The 18,554-nt window shown below is 28.5% G+C and carries 17 protein-coding genes; 15 read left to right on the forward strand and 2 right to left on the reverse strand.

Annotated features, from left to right (window positions below):
- The first annotated feature begins 7 nt into the window (after positions 1 to 7).
- The 11 genes from BN899_RS04440 (at position 8) to BN899_RS04485 (ending at position 11,489) form a co-directional block, all read left to right on the forward strand.
- Positions 8 to 1,708, forward strand: coding sequence for a lactose-specific PTS transporter subunit EIIC (locus BN899_RS04440; RefSeq protein ID WP_042273306.1), 1,701 nt, complete (start codon positions 8 to 10; stop codon positions 1,706 to 1,708).
- 24 nt (positions 1,709 to 1,732) lie between these two features.
- The gene (locus BN899_RS04445; protein WP_042273307.1) at positions 1,733 to 3,586 is read left to right on the forward strand and encodes a beta-galactosidase; all 1,854 of its coding nucleotides are present in this window, start codon (positions 1,733 to 1,735) and stop codon (positions 3,584 to 3,586) included.
- Positions 3,587 to 4,347: 761 nt separating this feature from the next.
- A complete protein-coding gene (locus BN899_RS04450) occupies positions 4,348 to 4,818 on the forward strand; it encodes a glycerophosphodiester phosphodiesterase family protein (RefSeq protein WP_042273317.1) in 471 nt (156 codons plus the stop codon).
- Between the two features lie 80 nt (positions 4,819 to 4,898).
- The gene (locus BN899_RS04455) at positions 4,899 to 5,108 is read left to right on the forward strand and encodes a hypothetical protein (protein ID WP_052356596.1); all 210 of its coding nucleotides are present in this window, start codon (positions 4,899 to 4,901) and stop codon (positions 5,106 to 5,108) included.
- A 9-nt stretch (positions 5,109 to 5,117) separates the two neighbouring features.
- The gene (locus BN899_RS04460; protein WP_052356597.1) at positions 5,118 to 5,522 is read left to right on the forward strand and encodes a hypothetical protein; all 405 of its coding nucleotides are present in this window, start codon (positions 5,118 to 5,120) and stop codon (positions 5,520 to 5,522) included.
- A gap of 188 nt (positions 5,523 to 5,710) precedes the next feature.
- Positions 5,711 to 6,379: a response regulator transcription factor gene (locus BN899_RS04465; protein WP_042273308.1), complete on the forward strand. Its 669-nt coding sequence runs from the start codon at positions 5,711 to 5,713 to the stop codon at positions 6,377 to 6,379.
- Positions 6,376 to 7,386, forward strand: coding sequence for a sensor histidine kinase (locus tag BN899_RS04470; protein ID WP_042273309.1), 1,011 nt, complete (start codon positions 6,376 to 6,378; stop codon positions 7,384 to 7,386). Before BN899_RS04465 ends, BN899_RS04470 begins: the two co-directional genes overlap by 4 nt.
- Positions 7,387 to 7,506: 120 nt before the next feature.
- Positions 7,507 to 8,274, forward strand: coding sequence for an ABC transporter ATP-binding protein (locus BN899_RS04475; protein WP_042273310.1), 768 nt, complete (start codon positions 7,507 to 7,509; stop codon positions 8,272 to 8,274).
- Complete coding sequence (locus tag BN899_RS04480) at positions 8,264 to 9,772, forward strand: FtsX-like permease family protein (protein WP_242824074.1); 1,509 nt, start codon at positions 8,264 to 8,266, stop codon at positions 9,770 to 9,772. The genes BN899_RS04475 and BN899_RS04480 overlap by 11 nt, the downstream gene beginning before the upstream one ends.
- Positions 9,773 to 9,959: 187 nt before the next feature.
- Positions 9,960 to 10,343, forward strand: coding sequence for an FtsX-like permease family protein (locus BN899_RS19575; RefSeq protein ID WP_242824075.1), 384 nt, complete (start codon positions 9,960 to 9,962; stop codon positions 10,341 to 10,343).
- 303 nt (positions 10,344 to 10,646) lie between these two features.
- The gene (locus BN899_RS04485; RefSeq protein ID WP_042273311.1) at positions 10,647 to 11,489 is read left to right on the forward strand and encodes a L,D-transpeptidase family protein; all 843 of its coding nucleotides are present in this window, start codon (positions 10,647 to 10,649) and stop codon (positions 11,487 to 11,489) included.
- A 90-nt stretch (positions 11,490 to 11,579) separates the two neighbouring features.
- On the opposite strand, the gene BN899_RS04490 is transcribed toward BN899_RS04485, so the two are convergent.
- Positions 11,580 to 12,452 (reverse strand): YitT family protein, encoded by an 873-nt coding sequence (locus BN899_RS04490; RefSeq protein ID WP_042273312.1) that lies wholly within the window; start codon positions 12,450 to 12,452, stop codon positions 11,580 to 11,582.
- Positions 12,453 to 12,613: 161 nt separating this feature from the next.
- Positions 12,614 to 12,766: a hypothetical protein gene (locus tag BN899_RS18925; protein WP_154658879.1), complete on the reverse strand. Its 153-nt coding sequence runs from the start codon at positions 12,764 to 12,766 to the stop codon at positions 12,614 to 12,616.
- Between the two features lie 190 nt (positions 12,767 to 12,956).
- Here BN899_RS18925 and BN899_RS04495 point away from each other — a divergent pair, with 190 nt between their 5' ends.
- The 4 genes from BN899_RS04495 to BN899_RS04510 all read left to right on the forward strand — a co-directional run.
- Positions 12,957 to 13,967: an ROK family protein gene (locus BN899_RS04495; RefSeq protein ID WP_042273313.1), complete on the forward strand. Its 1,011-nt coding sequence runs from the start codon at positions 12,957 to 12,959 to the stop codon at positions 13,965 to 13,967.
- 27 nt (positions 13,968 to 13,994) lie between these two features.
- The gene (locus tag BN899_RS04500) at positions 13,995 to 15,161 is read left to right on the forward strand and encodes an MFS transporter (protein ID WP_042273314.1); all 1,167 of its coding nucleotides are present in this window, start codon (positions 13,995 to 13,997) and stop codon (positions 15,159 to 15,161) included.
- Between the two features lie 9 nt (positions 15,162 to 15,170).
- The gene (locus BN899_RS04505) at positions 15,171 to 15,728 is read left to right on the forward strand and encodes a GNAT family N-acetyltransferase (protein ID WP_081712156.1); all 558 of its coding nucleotides are present in this window, start codon (positions 15,171 to 15,173) and stop codon (positions 15,726 to 15,728) included.
- A 152-nt stretch (positions 15,729 to 15,880) separates the two neighbouring features.
- Positions 15,881 to 18,554: cell wall-binding repeat-containing protein (locus BN899_RS04510; protein WP_147568492.1), on the forward strand; the 2,674-nt coding region annotated here is incomplete at its 3' end.

Below are 18,554 nucleotides of genomic sequence, written 5' to 3' on the forward strand. Positions count from 1 at the left end.
ATTTCCAATGGATTTTATAATAAAGCAAATTGAAAAGGGTAAACCATTTTTCGAAAAGATTTCTAGAAATATTTATTTATCAGCTATTAGAGATGGATTTTTGACAGCAATGCCAGTTATTTTATTTTCAAGTATATTTATATTAATTGCAGCAGTTCCAAATTCATTTGGATTTTATTGGCCAGATAATATTTCTAACTGGTTATGGAAAGTTTATGGATATTCAATGGGAGTAGTTGGACTATTAGTTGCGGGAACTACAGCAAGGTGTTTAACTGAGTCAATGAATAGAACTATGCCAAAGAATAAGATTATAAACTCTACATCGACTATGTTAGCATCAATAGTAGGATTTTTACTTTTAAGTGTTAATCAAATTGATGGTGGTTTTGCTACTGATTACATGGGTACAAAGGGTCTTATGGCTTCCTTTGTATCAGCATTTATTACGGTTAATATTTATAAGTTTTGTGTAAAAAAAGACATAACTATAAAAATGCCAAAAGAAGTTCCGGGAACAATTTCTCAAACATTTAAGGATGTTTTCCCTTTTGGATTTTCTATATTAGCAATGGTTTGTATTGACTTAGCAGTTAGAACTATTATAGGAACTTCTTTTGCAGAAGCTATTATAACTCTTTTACAACCATTATTTACAGCAGCAGATGGATATTTAGGAATTGCAATAATATGGGGAGCTATGGCATTTTTCTGGTTTGTAGGGGTTCATGGTCCATCAATAGTAGAGCCTGCAATAGCTGCTATTATATATGCAAATGTTGCGACTAACTTAGAATTATTCCAGGCGGGAGAACATGCATCAAATGTTTTAACAGTTGGATTAGGTAACTTTGTAGGAACAATGGGAGGAACAGGAGCTACTTTAATAGTACCTTTTATATTCTTATTACTCGCAAGATCTAAACAATTAAAAGCAGTTGGTAAAGCTTCAGTAGTACCTGTATGCTTTGCAGTAAATGAACCTTTACTTTTCGCAGCTCCAATTATACTAAATCCATATTTCTTTGTGCCATTTTTATTAACACCAATGGTAAATGTTTGTTTATTTAAATTCTTTGTAGATGTAATTGGAATGAATAGTTTTATGTATGTTCTACCATGGGCAACGCCAGCTCCAATGGGACTAATATTAGGTACAGGATTTAGTTTATGGGCAGTTGTATTAATGGCAGTTTTAATTGTTGTAGACTTCATAATATACCTACCATTCTGTAAAGCTTACGATTCACATTTATTAGAAGTAGAATTAGAGCAAGCGGAAGAAGAAACTAAAGAAGAAGCTAAAGATATTGTAAGAGAACCTGAAGTTGCTTTAAGCACGAGTAATGGGGAATTAGAAGTTAGTTCAGATTTAGTGGACAGAGTAGCTAAAAGTATAAATGTATTAGTTTTATGTGCAGGGGCAGGAACTAGTGCTATGTTAGCAAATGCTTTAGAAGAAGGTGCAAAAGAGTGTGATATTCCTATATCTTCAGCTGCTGGAGCATATGGGTCACATTATGAAATTATGAAAGATTTTGATATGATAATTCTAGCTCCACAAGTTGGTTCTTACTATGATGACATAAAGCAAGATACTGATCGTTTAGGAATTAAATTAGTGGCTACAAAAGGAGCTGAGTATATTAATTTAACTAGAGCACCTAAAAAGGCTGTGGATTTTGTAACAAGCCAAGTATGCAAGTAAAATAAAAGGGGGATGAAAAGGTATATGGGGAAAAAAATAGTATCTTTTTTGATGCTAGTATGTCTTACGGTATTTATGGTTCAACCATATAATGTGGAGGCTTCAGGAATTCCGTATGATGATCTAGAAAAGTATGTCGACAAAGATGGATTACAAGAAGTTTATGACACTATATTTGATGAAAATCTTACAAAGAAGGATGTTAAGATAGTACCTGAAGATGAAGCTAAAGATCATCCAGTTGCTATGGTAAGATTGGAAAATGGAAAGGTAGCCTATTATGTTAATGGTGAACCATATTATCCACTAGCTATAGAAACAGGGTGGTGGGATACTCGTGTAGATGATAATGGTAAGGAAAATTCAAATTCAAATGATGTAGGAGATAACTTCAAAGATATCACTGATGAAGAGTGGAATTCATATTTTTCAGATATGAAAAATATTGGTTTTAATACAGTTCAACTTATGACATATTGGAGAGATTGGGAGCCTGTACAAGGAGAGTATGATTTTACTTTTTTAAATCATGTAACAGATCTTGCAGCAAAGAATGGATTAAAAACAGAATTGATAATTTTCTTCCATAGTCAGACAGATAATATTCCAAGAGAAATGGATGATTTCTGGGGATACAAATTTGATAGTAAGACTATAGATGATAAAGAGTATGCACTTACTATGCAGTGGGGAAATGGTCTTACATCATCAGCAGATATTAGAGCCCATAGAGATAAGCATAATAATGCTAGTGCAGGAATTGAAAACTTCTTGGAATATTGGCATCCTGAAGTGTTTGAAGGAGTTACAAATGCTTTAGAAGCACTTGGTAAAAACTTTGTGAATTCACCTAATATTATAGGATATCAGATTGGAAATGAAGAAGGATTTAATTATTATGTTGATAATGGAAATGACAAAAATCCGTATTATAAAGAATTGAAAGAAATGTATAAATCTGATCCAAAAAATGCAGGTAAAGATGATAACAAGTTCCGTGCAGAAACAATTAATAATTTATGGAAATGTTTCAGTAATGCTATTCACAAAGGAGATCCTTATAAACCAACTACTACAAATACTCAATCTGGAAATACAGAAAAATGGGGAGTTACAGATGATCAGTATGCTCCTGATGGAATGACTCTAGATCTTTATAAGAGTGTAGATATGATTGGAAGTATGTTCTATGGCGAAGCTCATAAATTATATGAAAATCTTGATACTGTCTACAATACTTATAAAAAGGGAAATATAAAGGATACTTACGCAACAGGACTTCCTATATTGTTCCCAACAGAAATAAGTGGAACTATGAATGATGGAAGTGTTGCAAAACAGATTACTGCTCAGACAATAGCTAGAGGTGGTCAAGGAATAGGTATATATTGTTATGGAGAATTATATAATGACTTCGAAAATAATGGAACAAGTTCTCCAAAACCAGTTCTTGGAACTGTTAAAACAATGCTTCAAGTACTTGAAGATAACAAAGAGCTTATCCATTCAGGATTACCTATAACAGCTGACATGACAAAAAATATCTTTATGGAAATTAAAGAAATAAGTAATGGACAGGAAGAACAAGGAAATCCTAAATTAGATGTACTTGAAGGACAAGATAAGAATGCTCTTGGAGTACTTCATTTTCCTGGAAACTCAAATAGAGGAAATGGATCAGCTGGAAGTACAAAGAGAACAGTAACTGTAACACTTTCTGCAAAAGAGTCAGGAAATTATAAAGTAACATTAGCTAAGACAGACGGTACTGTTGAGGTTAAGACTGTTAATGTTGAAGAGAATAAAGGTACAGCTGAGTTTACGGTTGATACAACAGGTTTAGATGTTGTGTATATTACTGCTGAAAAGGTGTTGTAGAGGCTATCCTAGAATCAATTATTAGGTAAAGTAAGTCAGGATATTCTAATTGATAGACTACAAAAGATAATAGAAGATGAAGAGCTAAGTAAAATTTTGCTTGGCTCTTTTTTGTGGTGTGCCCAGCATGGATAACAACTGATGCTTTTAGAAATGGACGAGTTTGCAATACAAAATAAAGTCCTACATTATCTGAGTGGTTTACACCTCCTTCCTACTTACTACAGGAACTAGGACTACATGAAACCACCACATAGAAGTTTCTTTAGAATTTAGTGTAACTTTTGGTGCACTAGTGGCAAAATTTTTAAGCTGATTTGTAAAAAGTGTGGACACTTGGACAGCAAAATAGTAAATTGGACATCAAAAAAATAGTTGGTGTACTATGATAAGCACCAGTTATTTCGATGATTTTACTAAAATAGTACAGTAAGTACACTAGAATTATAAAACTTATAAAAAATAGTAAAATAATATAAGTTTATAATGTTTAGCAATGTTAGTGTACTGCTGTACCAATATTTATTGTTTCATTTAAAATATTAAATAGAGACATTATACATCTCCGTCTTAAACACCCAAACTAATTAATTTTATGATAATTTAATTTCTTGGCAATAAAAATGTTATTTAATTAAGTTAATATACTGGCCAGAGACGAGAGAGCCTTTAGTTTTTACTAAGTGCTCTTTTTGTCGTTTTAAGGCAATTATTTTATTGGGGGATAAAAAAATGAAAAATTAGTATTTGCTCACAGGGGGATGTCAGTACTAGCACCAGAAAATACTCTATCAGTATTTGAATTATGTAAGAAGAATGGTATAAAGTGGTTTGAGTGTGATATAGATATTTTAAAATACAAAACAATAGTAATAAGTCATGATGAAACGTTAGACAGATGTACTGACAAAACGGGGTCATTATATAATCTTTACAAAGAAGATTTAGAAAAAATTGATGCAGGTAGTTGGTTTAGTGATGAGTATGAGGGAGAAAAAATTCCAACACTTGATGAGTTAATTGAATTAATTAATAAGTATAAGCTAAATGTTAACTTTGAATTAAAATCATGCTGTGGGGAAAAAGATTTAACAGAAGCTTTAATAAAAAGATTTGTAGAAGCAATAAATAAATTAGATAAAGACAGAGAAATAATAGTATCTAGCTTTAATCCACTAATGTTATCAAAATTCAAAGATATAAGACCAGATGTACCTGTTTTTTGTTTATAAGTGTGTACCTAAGAATGAAATGGAATTAAAAGAAAATGAAAATAAAGATAAAGTAGCTTTAAAAAGGATTAATACATGTTATGAAAATGCCGCCAATATGGATGGCATCATTAACAGCTCTTTCTGTTTATTGGTGTTATATAAACTTAATTTATACAGTGCCATATTTACAAGCAGTATTTAACATCTCACAATCACAAGCATCAATATTTGGGATAATAAATACAGGAACTATGGGAGTAGCAGCAGGATTAATATCTGGAACTATATCTGATTACTTATTTAAGTAATCTTCTAAAATGATGTTCGTTTCACTAGAATTAACAGAAGTAACATTAATTGCAACATTAGTAATGCCAAAAGGTGAAAATATGCTTATGTTAAGTATTGTATTATTAATGTTATTCTCATTCTCAATCTTCTTGGCAAAAGGAATTATTTTAGCTCCAATTATTGAAGCAAATGTACCAAAAGATCATTCAGGCTCATCAATGAGTGTAGGATCATTTGCGGCTTATGCACCTGTGTTTTGGGCGCATGGATTAAATGGAAAGATAATAGACAATCATGAGCCAATAGTTGCATATCAAAAAATATTTACTATAGGAGCAGTAGTTGCTATAGTAGGAATGGTATGTGCAGGTGTTTTAGTATATATGAATAAGAAAAATAAGAATAATAATGTTGATGAAAGTAACACATAATTTATATTTGATATAATAGATATATACTTAAAGGGACATTCAAGAATGGATTAAGAAGCTTATAGATAAAGTAGTTTTAGAAACTATATATAAGTATGAGATTAATAACTAGCATATTGAATTGATAATATAATTAAGATAGTATTATACTATTGAGATAAAAAAATCATAAATGGAGAAATAAATATATGTTTACGATAATGATAATAGATGATAACGAACAATTACAAAATGAACTTGGAAATCTTTTAACATCTAATGGATATTTAATAATAAAATCAAGAGAGTTTAATAACATTTCAAAACTAGTAAAAGAACAAAGTCCTCATCTAATTCTTTTAGATATTAATTTACCACAAGATGACGGGTTTAAAATATGTACAGAGATAAGAAGCTTTTCTAATGTACCAATAATATTTATAACAAGTAGAAACACAAATATTGATGAAATTATGGGTATAACTTTAGGTGGAGATGACTTTATTACAAAACCATATAATACTCAAATTCTATTAGCAAGGATATCTTCTCTTTTAAAAAGAGCTTACCCAAATGAAAATACTATGGATACTCTTGAATACGATGGATTAAAGTTAAATATATTATCAAGTACAATAGAGCACGAAGGAAATGTGGTAGAGCTAACTAAAAATGAACTTAAGATTCTACATTATTTATTAAATAATAAAGGCAAAATAGTTTCTAGATATGACATAATGGAGTATCTATGGGATAGTTCTCTATTTGTAAATGATAATACTCTTACAGTAAATATAACTAGAATAAGAAGTAAACTAGAAGAAATAGGTATCAAGGAACTTATAAAAACTAAAAGAGGACAAGGATACATAATATGAGTTTAAGAGATTTTTTTAAAAGTAGAACGGGAATAATTTTATTAAATATTATATCTTTATTAACATTAATAGTTTTCTTAGTAAGTACAGGAAATACTTTTGATACCATAAAAGTCATTATGTTAGTATGGATTTTAATTTTAGGAGCATTTTTAATATATGAATATAAAAAAAGAAAAGTATTTTTTAATGAAGTATTAAGATGCGTAGAAAATTTAGATAAAAAGTATCTTATTAGTGAAATAATAGAAGAACCTCCTTATATTGAGGCTGGTTTATATTATTATTTACTAAAAAAAGCAAGTAAGTCTATGCGTGATGAAATTAATATAGAAAAAAATAAGCGTAAAGATTATAAAGAGTACATAGAACAATGGGTTCATGAAGTAAAAACACCAATATCATTAATTAAATTAATAGAGGAAAACAATAAGACAAATAAGTCATCATCAGTATTACAGCAATTAGAGGATATAGATAGATATGTGGAACAGGCTTTATTTTATGCAAGAAGTGAAGATGTAGAAAAGGATTATTTAATAAAAGAAATATCTTTAGAGGAGTGTGTACATAAAGTCATAACAAGAAATAAGCAGGTGTTTATTTTAAATAATATAGACATTGAAATAGATAATACAGATATAAATATTTATTGTGATAGTAAGTGGTTAGAATTTATATTAAATCAGATAATAGTAAACGCTGTGAAGTATAGAAGTAATGAAAATCCTATGATTAAAATAAAATCTGTATCTATCAAAAATGGTAATCAACTTATTATAGAAGATAATGGAATAGGCATACCTAAAGATGAATTAAATCGTGTATTTGAAAAAGGTTTTACAGGAAACAAAGGAAGAATGATAAGTAAATCTACAGGAATTGGGCTATATTTATGTAAAAAACTATGTGATAAATTAGGTTTATTAATAAAAATAGAATCAGAAGAAAACTTATATACTAGAGTCATAATTACTTTTCCAAAGGGAAATTTTTGTAAGTTTTAATATAGCGAGTCTTTAAGACTCGTTTTATTTTGCTAATGTTACGATAATGTAACGTTAAAGTAATATTAAATTGAATCAAGTAATACCAAAATGAGTTAAAATTTTGTTGAGGTGATAATAATGGGTGAAATATTAAAAATAAAGAATGTGGAAAAGTACTATGGGAATAAAGGAAATGTAGTAAAGGCAATTGATGATATAAGTTTAAAAGTAAGTAAAGGTGAATTTATAGGTGTAATGGGGCCATCAGGTTCTGGGAAAACAACTTTATTAAACTTGATAGCAACAATAGATGAAGTAAGTTCCGGTCATATTTATATAGATGGTCAGGATTTAACTGAAATAAATCAAAAAAATATAGCGAAGTTTAGAAGAGAAAATTTAGGATTTATATTTCAAGATTTTAATTTATTAGATACATTAACTATTCATGAAAATATAGCATTAGCTTTAACCATAAATAAAACTAAGAAAAGCGAAATAGATAATAAAGTAATAGAGACAGCAAAAGAATTGGGAATTGAAGAATTACTTTCAAAGTATCCATATGAGGTATCAGGAGGTCAAAAACAAAGAACTGCTTGTGCAAGGGCATTAATAACAAATCCTAAACTTATTTTAGCAGATGAACCAACAGGAGCACTTGATTCAAAGTCAGCTCAGATGTTAATTGAGATGATTTCAAATTTAAATAAAGATTTAGGTGCTACTATATTGATGGTAACTCATGACTCTTTTACTGCAAGTTATTGCGATAGGATATTATTTATAAAAGATGGTAAAATATTCACTGAATTGGTTAAAGGAGAAAATACACGTAAGCAATTTTTCAATAAAATACTAGATGTAGTTGCATTGTTAGGCGGTGATGTAAGGGATGTACGTTAAACTAGCACTAGGTAATGCAAAGAAATCTATTAAAGATTACTTAATTTACTTTATTACTATAACAATATGCGTAAGCTTGTTTTATGCATTTACATCATTATCAAGCTCAGGTTATGAGTTAATTACAGAGGAATCTTTAAACTTTGAAAAGTTAAAAATAATATTAAAGTATTCAACATATGTAATTACAGCTATATTATCTCTTCTTGTAGTATATGTAAATAAATATATGATAAGAAGAAGGCAAAGGGAATTTGCAACATATATATTGCTAGGAGCGGAACAAAAAAGTGTTGCGTTGATGTTTTTTATTGAAACATTAATAATTGGAATTATAGCAATAATATGTGGCATATTTATAGGAACGTTATTTTCACAAGTAGTTACTGCAATAGTTCTTATTACGGCAAAACAAGAAATAACATTTTCTTTTAGGCTGTATATGGATACCGTAGCAATAACCTTTATATTCTTTATATCAATGTTTTGTATAATAGGATTATATAATATTAGAATACTAAAAAAATTAAAACTTATGAATATGATGAATGCACACAAGCAAGTAGAGTTTCAGTTTAAAAGAAGTAAAAAAGTATACATAGTCATATTTAGTATAGCAGTAATTTTATATAGTATTTGTGGATACTGTACATTCAAACTAATAAAATCAATTGATGATCCTATTATTTTAATAAATAACAAATTAATTTTTGAAGTTATATCTTTAGTAACTTTTATAATAGGTACATATTTATTATTTTACTCTATTGCTTATATAATGATACATATAAAAAATAAGTGCACAAACTTTAAATACGAAAATACAAATCTATTCTTAATAGGATCGATAGTATCAAAGATTAAAACAGCACCAATTTTAATGGCTACAATATCGTTAACATTTTTAGGTGGTGCAATAAGTTTTATTATGACTCTTTTTATGTCTCAATGGAGTTTAGGGTACTTAGATTACAGAGTACCATTTGACATACAGATAGGAAATGAGTATAGCTATGGATTTAGAGAAGAATATAGTATAAATGATATAGAAGATATACCAAAAATAGATTACAGTGAAGTTGTTAAGTATTTAAATGACAATGACTATGATATAGAAAACTATTGTCAGGTAGAAAAATACTTCATTAATAAAGAAGATTTTTATATAAGAGATACAAATAATATACCCATAATAGCAATAAAAGTAAGTGATTTTAACAAGCTAAGAAGTATGTTAGGCTATAAAGAAATAAAACTTAAAAGTAATGAGTTTACTACACAGTGGCACAGAATGATAGATGAAGAAGGTAGAAATAAGTATATAAAAGAAAATTCAATTTTAAATATAGATGGGAAGGAGTTAAAAATTAGCTCTAATCCATACCACGATGAATCAATAGGGGAAGGAATTTATAATGTTTACTCAGATAATATTATAATTTTACCTGATAAAGTATGTGAAAAATTAACTTTATCAGGTACTGATTTTTTTTGCTAATATTAATAATAAAGTAAGTAATGAAAAGGCGATTGAGTTTGGATATGATTATGTACCTAATTGGTTTAAGAAAAATAATGAGAACTTAGTTAAAAAATATAGTTCTAAAGAAGATATAACTGATTACATTATTGGTGCAAGAATAAAATCAGTAGAAACTAATAACATTTTAAATGTAAGTTTGGGTATGAGAATATTAGGAATATATCTAGGTACAGTGTTACTTATGATAAGCTTAACAGTTCTTTCACTACAACAACTATCAGACTCTATAGAGCATAAGGATAGGTTTAATGTACTTAAAAAACTTGGAGTAGAAGATAATGATATAAATAAAATTATCTTAAAACAAATATCTATGTATTTTATAATACCTATAGCTATTGCAATAGTTGGGTTTGTAATTTTTATATATAATTTCTATCTTATATATTCTCCAGTAATTAGTTCTTATATTGGAGGTGAAACTTTTGTTTTAAGCATAGTGATTGCTCTAGTTCTAATTATATGTATTTATATATGTTACTTTATAGGTACATATTATACCTTTAAGAGAAATATAGACAAATAATTTAATAGATAGATTTAAAAAATATAGTATAGTTGAGCAAATAAGAAAAGAATAGCTTAGATTAAATAAACCTAGATTACGTAGTAAATTACTGTAATCTAGGTTTATTTTTTATTTAAAGTAATAAATAATCTTGCAATATTTAAGTATATTTTTATAGTAGCGTCATCAATAGGAGATTTATTGCAAGCATATTAGATAGGAATAATTAAAAATTTTGTATCAACTAGTATTGAGTATAGTGGTGCTAAATAAATAAAAAGTCTCATAGGATATTATAAAAATTAAATTTAGGGGTGAAGTATGAAAAAATATAAAAGACAACAACAAAATTCATATAAATACACCATAGCTAATACTAATCTAAGGGAAGAAAAATCTACTTCTTCAAATGTAATAACTGTAATACCTGCAGGGTCTAAGGTTCAAGTTATCGACGCTGAAGAAGATTGGTATGAAGTATTATATAATGGACAAAGCGGGTATGTATATAGTGATTATTTATCCAAAACTAAATATACATGGACAGATGTTACTTTAAGGTCTTATCCATCTGCTGAGTCAAATCCAGTAACTGCAATTCCTCCAAAATCTATAGTACAAGTGTTGTCTGTAAATGGAGACTGGAGTCATGTTATGTATGATAATCAAGAAGGATATATATTTAGCTATTTCCTTTCTGATGATGGAAATCCACCTGAAGGATATGATTTTAAGTACTTTTATACAGATATGGAGAGGTTTGTAAATGATAATCAAATTAAAAGCCCAACTATAAATTTAATTACAACAGATTTAGAAAATAAGCTTACATATATTTTTGAAAAAAATAATGATGGTTCATGGAAATTACTAGATAAGTGGTCATGTACAGTAGGTAAATCTAGTACACCAACTATTAAGGGAACCTTTTATGTTAGTGGTAGAAAGCCTTACTTTGGCTCTGATACTTATAGAGTAAAATACGCTACTAGAATTCGAGGTAGTTACTATTATCATTCAATTTTATTTAATGCAGAGGGAACTGAAATAATTGATGATAGGCTTGGCATGGCTTTGAGCCATGGATGTATTCGATTAGCTGTAGAAAATGCTCATTGGATTTATGATAATGTATTAGATAAAACCACTATAATTATAAATTAATTTAATATATAGGCTATGTTAGGTAATTGTCTAACAGAGCCTATATTTATCGAATTAAAAAATAGCATTAAAGCGAAGTGGGCCATTTTTTTATAAAAATTTGCCTTTAAACCCTCCACCCTTCACTTCATTTACATCATTTATACATATTAAAGCTTTATCATCAATAGAATAAACTAATTCTTTAAATTTAGCTATTTCACTAGTTTTTACAATACAATAGAGTAACTTCTTCTTATGATGAGTGTAAGCACCTTCTGCTTCTAAATATGTAACTCCTCTTTTTAACTTATTCATTATACAATTTGCTATTTCTTCATCGTAATCAGATACTACCATTATAGATTTTTGACTATTAAAAGAATCCTTTACTATTGCCATTGTATGAGATGCTAGATACATAGCTATTAAAGTATATAGTGCTAATCTAAATCCAAACAAAATTCCTCCAACGCTAACAACGAATAAATTTACAGTAACAAAGGTATTTTTCATTTCAATATTAAATTGTTTTTTTAAGGCTGCAGCAATTATATCTAATCCACCTACACATGCTCGAGATTTAAAAATTAAGCCCATTCCAGTACCATTAAGTAAGCCGCCATAAATACATTGAATCATAGGATCATTAAGTTGAACATATCTATATAAGTCTTGGGTTACGCCTAATGCAAAAGAAAATAAAAACATGTTTACAAAACTTATTATTAAAAAGTCTTTATCTAAGTACTTTATTCCTACTATAAATATTGGAATATTGATTATAAACGTACTTACACCTTGATTTATGTCAAATATATGATGAAGAATTACACCTATTCCAGCAACACCTCCACTTAGAAGATTAGCTGGAGTTAGAAAAGCATTTATACCTATTGCACATAAAAAAATACCAAATAACATTAACGTACACCTAAATACATAGTCATAATTTTTTCTTATAGATAAATTTTTATTTATCATTTATATTTCTCCTTAACAAATATAGTTATAATATATAGTATTAAACACTTATAACTTATATGATTTAGAATATTTTAAAGAATATAAAAATAGTTTTATTGATAATAGATTATTCAAAACAACAGAAAGATAGGGAGTCGTATTTACGACTCCCTATAAGTTTATTTAAATTGATTTGTGAATTTTTGATTTTTTTCTTCTTTGCATTGGCATCCATCTTTATATTCTGGGCAAGTACCTTCTAGTCTTTTCTTTGTAGTGCAAGACATTTTTACATCACTTTTACTATTAAACTTTGGTTGTTTGTTTTTCATTAATTTGTCCTCCTAGTAATAGTTTTGATACATTCTTATTATTATCAGCTTTAAGAAAAAATATTGTATTAAAAAGCATTTACTAAATTTAACTATGGATATGTTTTTTATAAAAGTTGCATAGATTTTGTATTTAACATATAATAAATATACTTAATTAAGTATATTTAAAAAGGTGGAAAGGTTAAATATGAAAAGAGCAAATACTAAAATGATGAAAGAGATAAATAAAAATATTATAAGAAATTGCTTTAGAACAGAACTAGATTCAACAGCAGCTCAACTATCTCAAAAAACTGGGCTAAGTGTAGTAACAGTAAATGCTTTGCTAAAAGAAATGGTTGAAACTAAAGAAGTACTAGTAGGACAAAATATCCCATCAAATGGTGGTCGTCCATCTACTGTATATAAATACAATGATATGTTTAGGTGTGCAGCTATAATATTTGGATTTACTAGAAATGATAAGAACTACATAAAAATCTTAGTAACTAATTTATTAGGTAAATGCATTTATGAAGAAGAAAATATTTTTGAAAATGTAAATGATAATAGCTTTAATGATATTTTGGATATACTTTTTGATAAATATGAAAGTATAGAAGCTATAGCCTTTGGACTTCCTGGTACTGAAGAAAATGGAGTAATAACTATCAATGATTATCCTGATATAGTAGGAGATACATTTTTAAAACATTATAAAGAAAAATATAAAGTTCCTGTAATTTTTGTAAACGACATAAATGCAGCTGTTAACGGATATTATCACAATAAATTAGATAACAATCATACACAAACTGTAGTAGGATTGGTATTTAATAGAGTTCATTTACCAGGTTCAGGTATAGTAATAAATGGAGAAATACATACTGGAAAATCTAATTTTGCAGGAGAAGTTGCTTATATGCCAATTGGTATTGATTGGATAAATTTAGATTATTATGATTGTGAAAAAGTATGTAGCGCTATTGGAAAGCTTATAGCTATGATGAGCTGTATCATTGCACCTGATTATTTTGTAGTTTACGGAGACTTCTTTAATGTAGAAAGTGAGAAAAAAATAAAAGAAAATGCTAATAATATGCTACAAAACCACTTTGATGCAAATATAATTGTATGTGATGGATTTGAAGAAGATTATAAATCGGGAATGATAAGAGCTTCATTAGAAATATTAAAAAATAGCGAGAGAATTTTTTAAATATAGCAAAGATAAGGGGGAAAAGATATGTTAACAGTATTATTAGCAATCATTTACATTGCATTTATTAGTTTAGGATTACCAGATGCAATATTAGGTTCTGCTTGGCCTATAATTCATCAAGATTTAAATGTTCCAGTATCTTATGCAGGACTTGCAACTATGATTGTTGCTGGAGGGACTATTATTTCAAGCTTTTTTAGTTCTAAACTGATAAAAAGATTTGGTACAGGGAAGATAACTACCTTCAGTGTATTTTTAACAGCAGCAGGATTATTAGGTATTTATTCTGCGCCTAGTTTTATATGGATATGCTTGCTTGGAATTCCTTTAGGTTTAGGTGCAGGAGCTGTAGATACTGCATTAAATAACTTTGTTGCAATTTATTATGAAGCAAAGCATATGAACTGGCTTCATTGTTTTTGGGGTATAGGAGCTACATCAGGACCATATATTATGTCATTATATTTATTAAAAGAAAATGGTTGGAGAATGGGTTATGCAACTATTGGTATTATTCAAGCAGTACTAGTAGTGTGTCTTTTCATTTCTTTACCGTTATGGAAGAAGTTTGAAAATGAAAATAATGAAGAAGAAAAAAATAGTAGTACTGATGTAAGTGTATCAACTTTATTAAAATTACCTGGAGCTAAACCTGCTCTTATATCTTTTTTATGTTATTGTGCAGTAGAACTTACGACTGGGTTATGGGCAAGTTCGTTTTTAGTTGTAAATAATGGATTATCAGCAGAATTGGCTGCTAAATGGGTATCTTTATATTATTTAGGAATTACAGTAGGAAGATTTTTAGCAGGGTTTATAGCTGTGAAGCTAAGCAATAAGCAAATGATTAGAATGGGTCAAATTATTTGTGTTATAGGAGCTTTATGTTTAATTATGCCACTATCAAATAATTTACAATTAGTTGGTTTGATACTAATAGGTCTAGGTTGTGCACCAATTTATCCAGCGATGCTTCATGAAACTCCAAATAGATTTGGAAAAGAATTGTCTCAAGGTATAATGGGAATCCAAATGGCTACGGCGTATGTGGGTAGTACGTTGGTACCACCTTTGTTTGGTATGATATCAAAGTTCAGTGGATTTGGCATTTTACCATATTTCTTAATAATTTTAATAATAGTAATGCTTATATCATCAGAAATGGTTAGTAAAGTATGTAAAAATAGTTGATGTTCACTTATGGACCATAGAATTAAAAGTGAGATAAGAAGTATTAAGCTAGTAAAAAGGGAGGAGATTAATATTTACTTTGAATTTGATGATTTTTATATAGATTTAGTTGATAATAAAGACTTAACTGATATTGTTGACATATATAATTCAAATAAACTTTTCTTAATTAACCATGTAGGCAATGAAAATGTAACGCTAGAGTGGGTGGCTAGAGAGCTAGATATAATGAAAAATGAAGGCTTCTATTCTTGTAAAGTAATTCAAAAAAAATCAAATAGCACAGTAGGACTAATCGACTTCAAGCTAGATAAAGAAACATACCTTTCTATACTTATGATTAATAATAAGTATAGAGGAAATGGCATTGGAACAATAATATATGAATCATTGGAAAGCTATATAAAGTCTTTTGGTAGTACTAGTATAAGAATAGATGTTGTAGAAAATTATGATAAACATGTTTTTGATTTTTGGATAAAAAATGGGTTTAAAAGTATGGAGAATATAACATTAAATTGGAATGGAAAAATACTACCTGCTATTATTATGAAAAAAATATTATAGAAGGAGGGGGACAATGTGGCTCGTATCCACTATTGAAATCCACGAAAATACATTAATAACTTTGTTAATGTATTTTTTTTAGTATATAAAGATTTTAACAAAAAAGGTATAATTAATTTTAATTACATTTATTACAAATAGGGGAGAGTAATATGAGAAAATATAATAAAAATATGGGAATTATTTTATCAGGGGTAGTAATAGCTACTAATACACAAATAACAACGCTATCATATGCACTGGAAGATGATAAAAACCAAACTACACTAGAAAAAAACATAGAAGAAAGCGTACCACAGTCTTCTAATTATGTAAAACAAGATACTGTAAAAGTAACAAACGAAAAAGAGTTAATAACAGCATTAGAAAATGAAAATATAAAAATAGTAGAAATAAATAATGATATATTAATAAGAGATTTAAATTATCCACGCGCTATAGAAATAAAAGGAAATGGAAAAAAAATAAATGGAAATGGATACACAGTAAGTAGTGATGATATATGTAACTTAGTATTACGTACAAATACAAAAATAGAGAATCTAAAACTAAATGAAATAAACATAAGAAGCGTAAATAGAGAAAATTTAGATATAGTGAGTAATAGTGAAATAAGTAATGGAGTAATATATCATTGTGGGAATACAACATTAGAAAATGTAAAAGTAAATAATACAATGATAGAGAGTGAGAAAAACTTAGTTATAAATTCAAGTAAAATGAACAAGAGTTCAATTAAACATTTCGGAGATGAAGTTGGAATAGTGAAGATAATTGATACTGAAATAAATGAGAGTAATGGGAGGAAGGGTATAATTGAGACGGATTATGAACGCTATAAAGCACCAATATATTTATATGGAGGGAATATAGAATTAGAGAATGTAAAAATAACAAATCCAGGTAGCTACGCAATATATGCAGCAGGAAGTTATTCAAAAGGTGTAACAGAACAAAAGATAAGAATAAAAGGAAGATTAGAGGTAGATGGTGCACAAAAAGAAGCAATATTGTTGAGGATGGAACCTGATAGTAATAAAAAGAATACATTAGAGCTTTATATAGATGGAGATATAAAGCAAAAAGGGGATACATATACAGTAATGGCAGAAAATGAAGGTACATATACTAAGGTATATTATGATGATAGTAAAATAGAAAGAGTAACTGATAAATGGTCAGATGCGTATTACAATACAAAAAATAGAGAAGGAAATAAGCCACCACTTCCAGGTAATGAAAATACATTTATACCAGTAACAAATGAAAGAGAATTGATATCAGCATTAGAAGATCCAAATGTAAAAGCAATAGATTTAAGAAATGATATAGTCATAAATGGACGTGAAAATAGAGGGTTTAATATAGATATAAAAGGAAATGAAAAAGAAATAAAAGGAAATGGACACACAGTACGTAATATCCTAGGATCAAACTTTTTCTATGCATATGCAAATACAAAAATAGATAATTTAAAGCTAACTGCAGCAAGAATATTCACTGTAGAAGGAAAAAAAGTAGATATAGTAAATAATAGCGAAATGAACAGTTTATCAATAGATTTGTATGGAAATCTATCATTAGAAAATGTAAAAATGAATAATGCATCAATATATGGTACTGGAAATTTAGTTGTGAATTCAAGTAAATTAAAAAATAGCTCGATCTCAGTGAATGCTTATGAAGAAAAAGTTGGAATAGCGAAGATAATCAATACTGAAATAAATGATAATAGATATGATGATGCACTAATAGATTTAGAGGGGGGAAGTGTAGAATTAGAGAATGTAAAAATAACAAATCCAGGAGATCATGCAATATATGCAGAGGGAAGCAAAGAATCAGGTGGTAAGGTAAGAGTAAAAGGAACATTAGAGATAGATGGTGCAAAAAAAGACGCAATAGTTTTGAAGAAAGGCGATAATAGTAGTACAGAGAATCCAGTAGAGCTATATATAGATGGAGATATAAAGCAAAAAGGAGATACATACACAGTAAAAGCAGAAAAAGAAGGGATATATACTAAAGTACATTATGATGAGAGTAAAATAAAAAAAGTAATTGATAAATGGTCATATGTACATTATAGTACAAAAAATAGAGAAGGAAATGAACCACAGTCTATTGTATATGAAAATAAGCTAGTTGGAGAGAATAGATACAAAACAGCTATAAAAGTAAGTAATGAAGGATGGGATAACGCATCTGAGGTAGTAATAGTAAACTCAAATTCAATAGCAGATGCACTTAGTGCAACACCATTTGCAGAATCCAGACAGGCACCAATACTTTTAACAGAAGGAAATAAATTAAATAGTGAAACCAAAAAAGAACTATCAAGGCTTGGCGCTAGAACAGTTTACGTAATAGGTGGAGAGAGTGTTGTATCAAATTCAGTTATAAATGAATTAAAGTCTATGAATATTACTGTTGAGAGGATAAGTGGAAAAGATAGATACGAGACATCTTTAGAGATAGCTAAAAAAATAGGTTATGCACCAGAAATAGCAGTTGTAAATGGCGTAACAGGACTTCCTGATGCAATAAGTATCTCACCAGTTGCAGCACAGAAAGGAATGCCAATAGTATTAGCATCACCAAAAGAAGGAACTAAGGTATTTGATCAATATATAAAAGATAATAATATAGAGAAATCTTACGTTATTGGAAGTGAAGTAGCCATATCAAATGAAATAGCTAATAAGCTACCAAACCCAGAAAGATTAGGTGGGACAAATAGAAATGAGACTAATGCAGTTATATTAGAAAAGTTCTACACAAACGAAGAATTAAATAACATATTTGTTGCTAAAGATGGAATGAAAA

The organism is Faecalimicrobium dakarense (assembly GCF_000499525.1).
Taxonomy (GTDB): domain Bacteria; phylum Bacillota; class Clostridia; order Peptostreptococcales; family Peptostreptococcaceae; genus Faecalimicrobium; species Faecalimicrobium dakarense.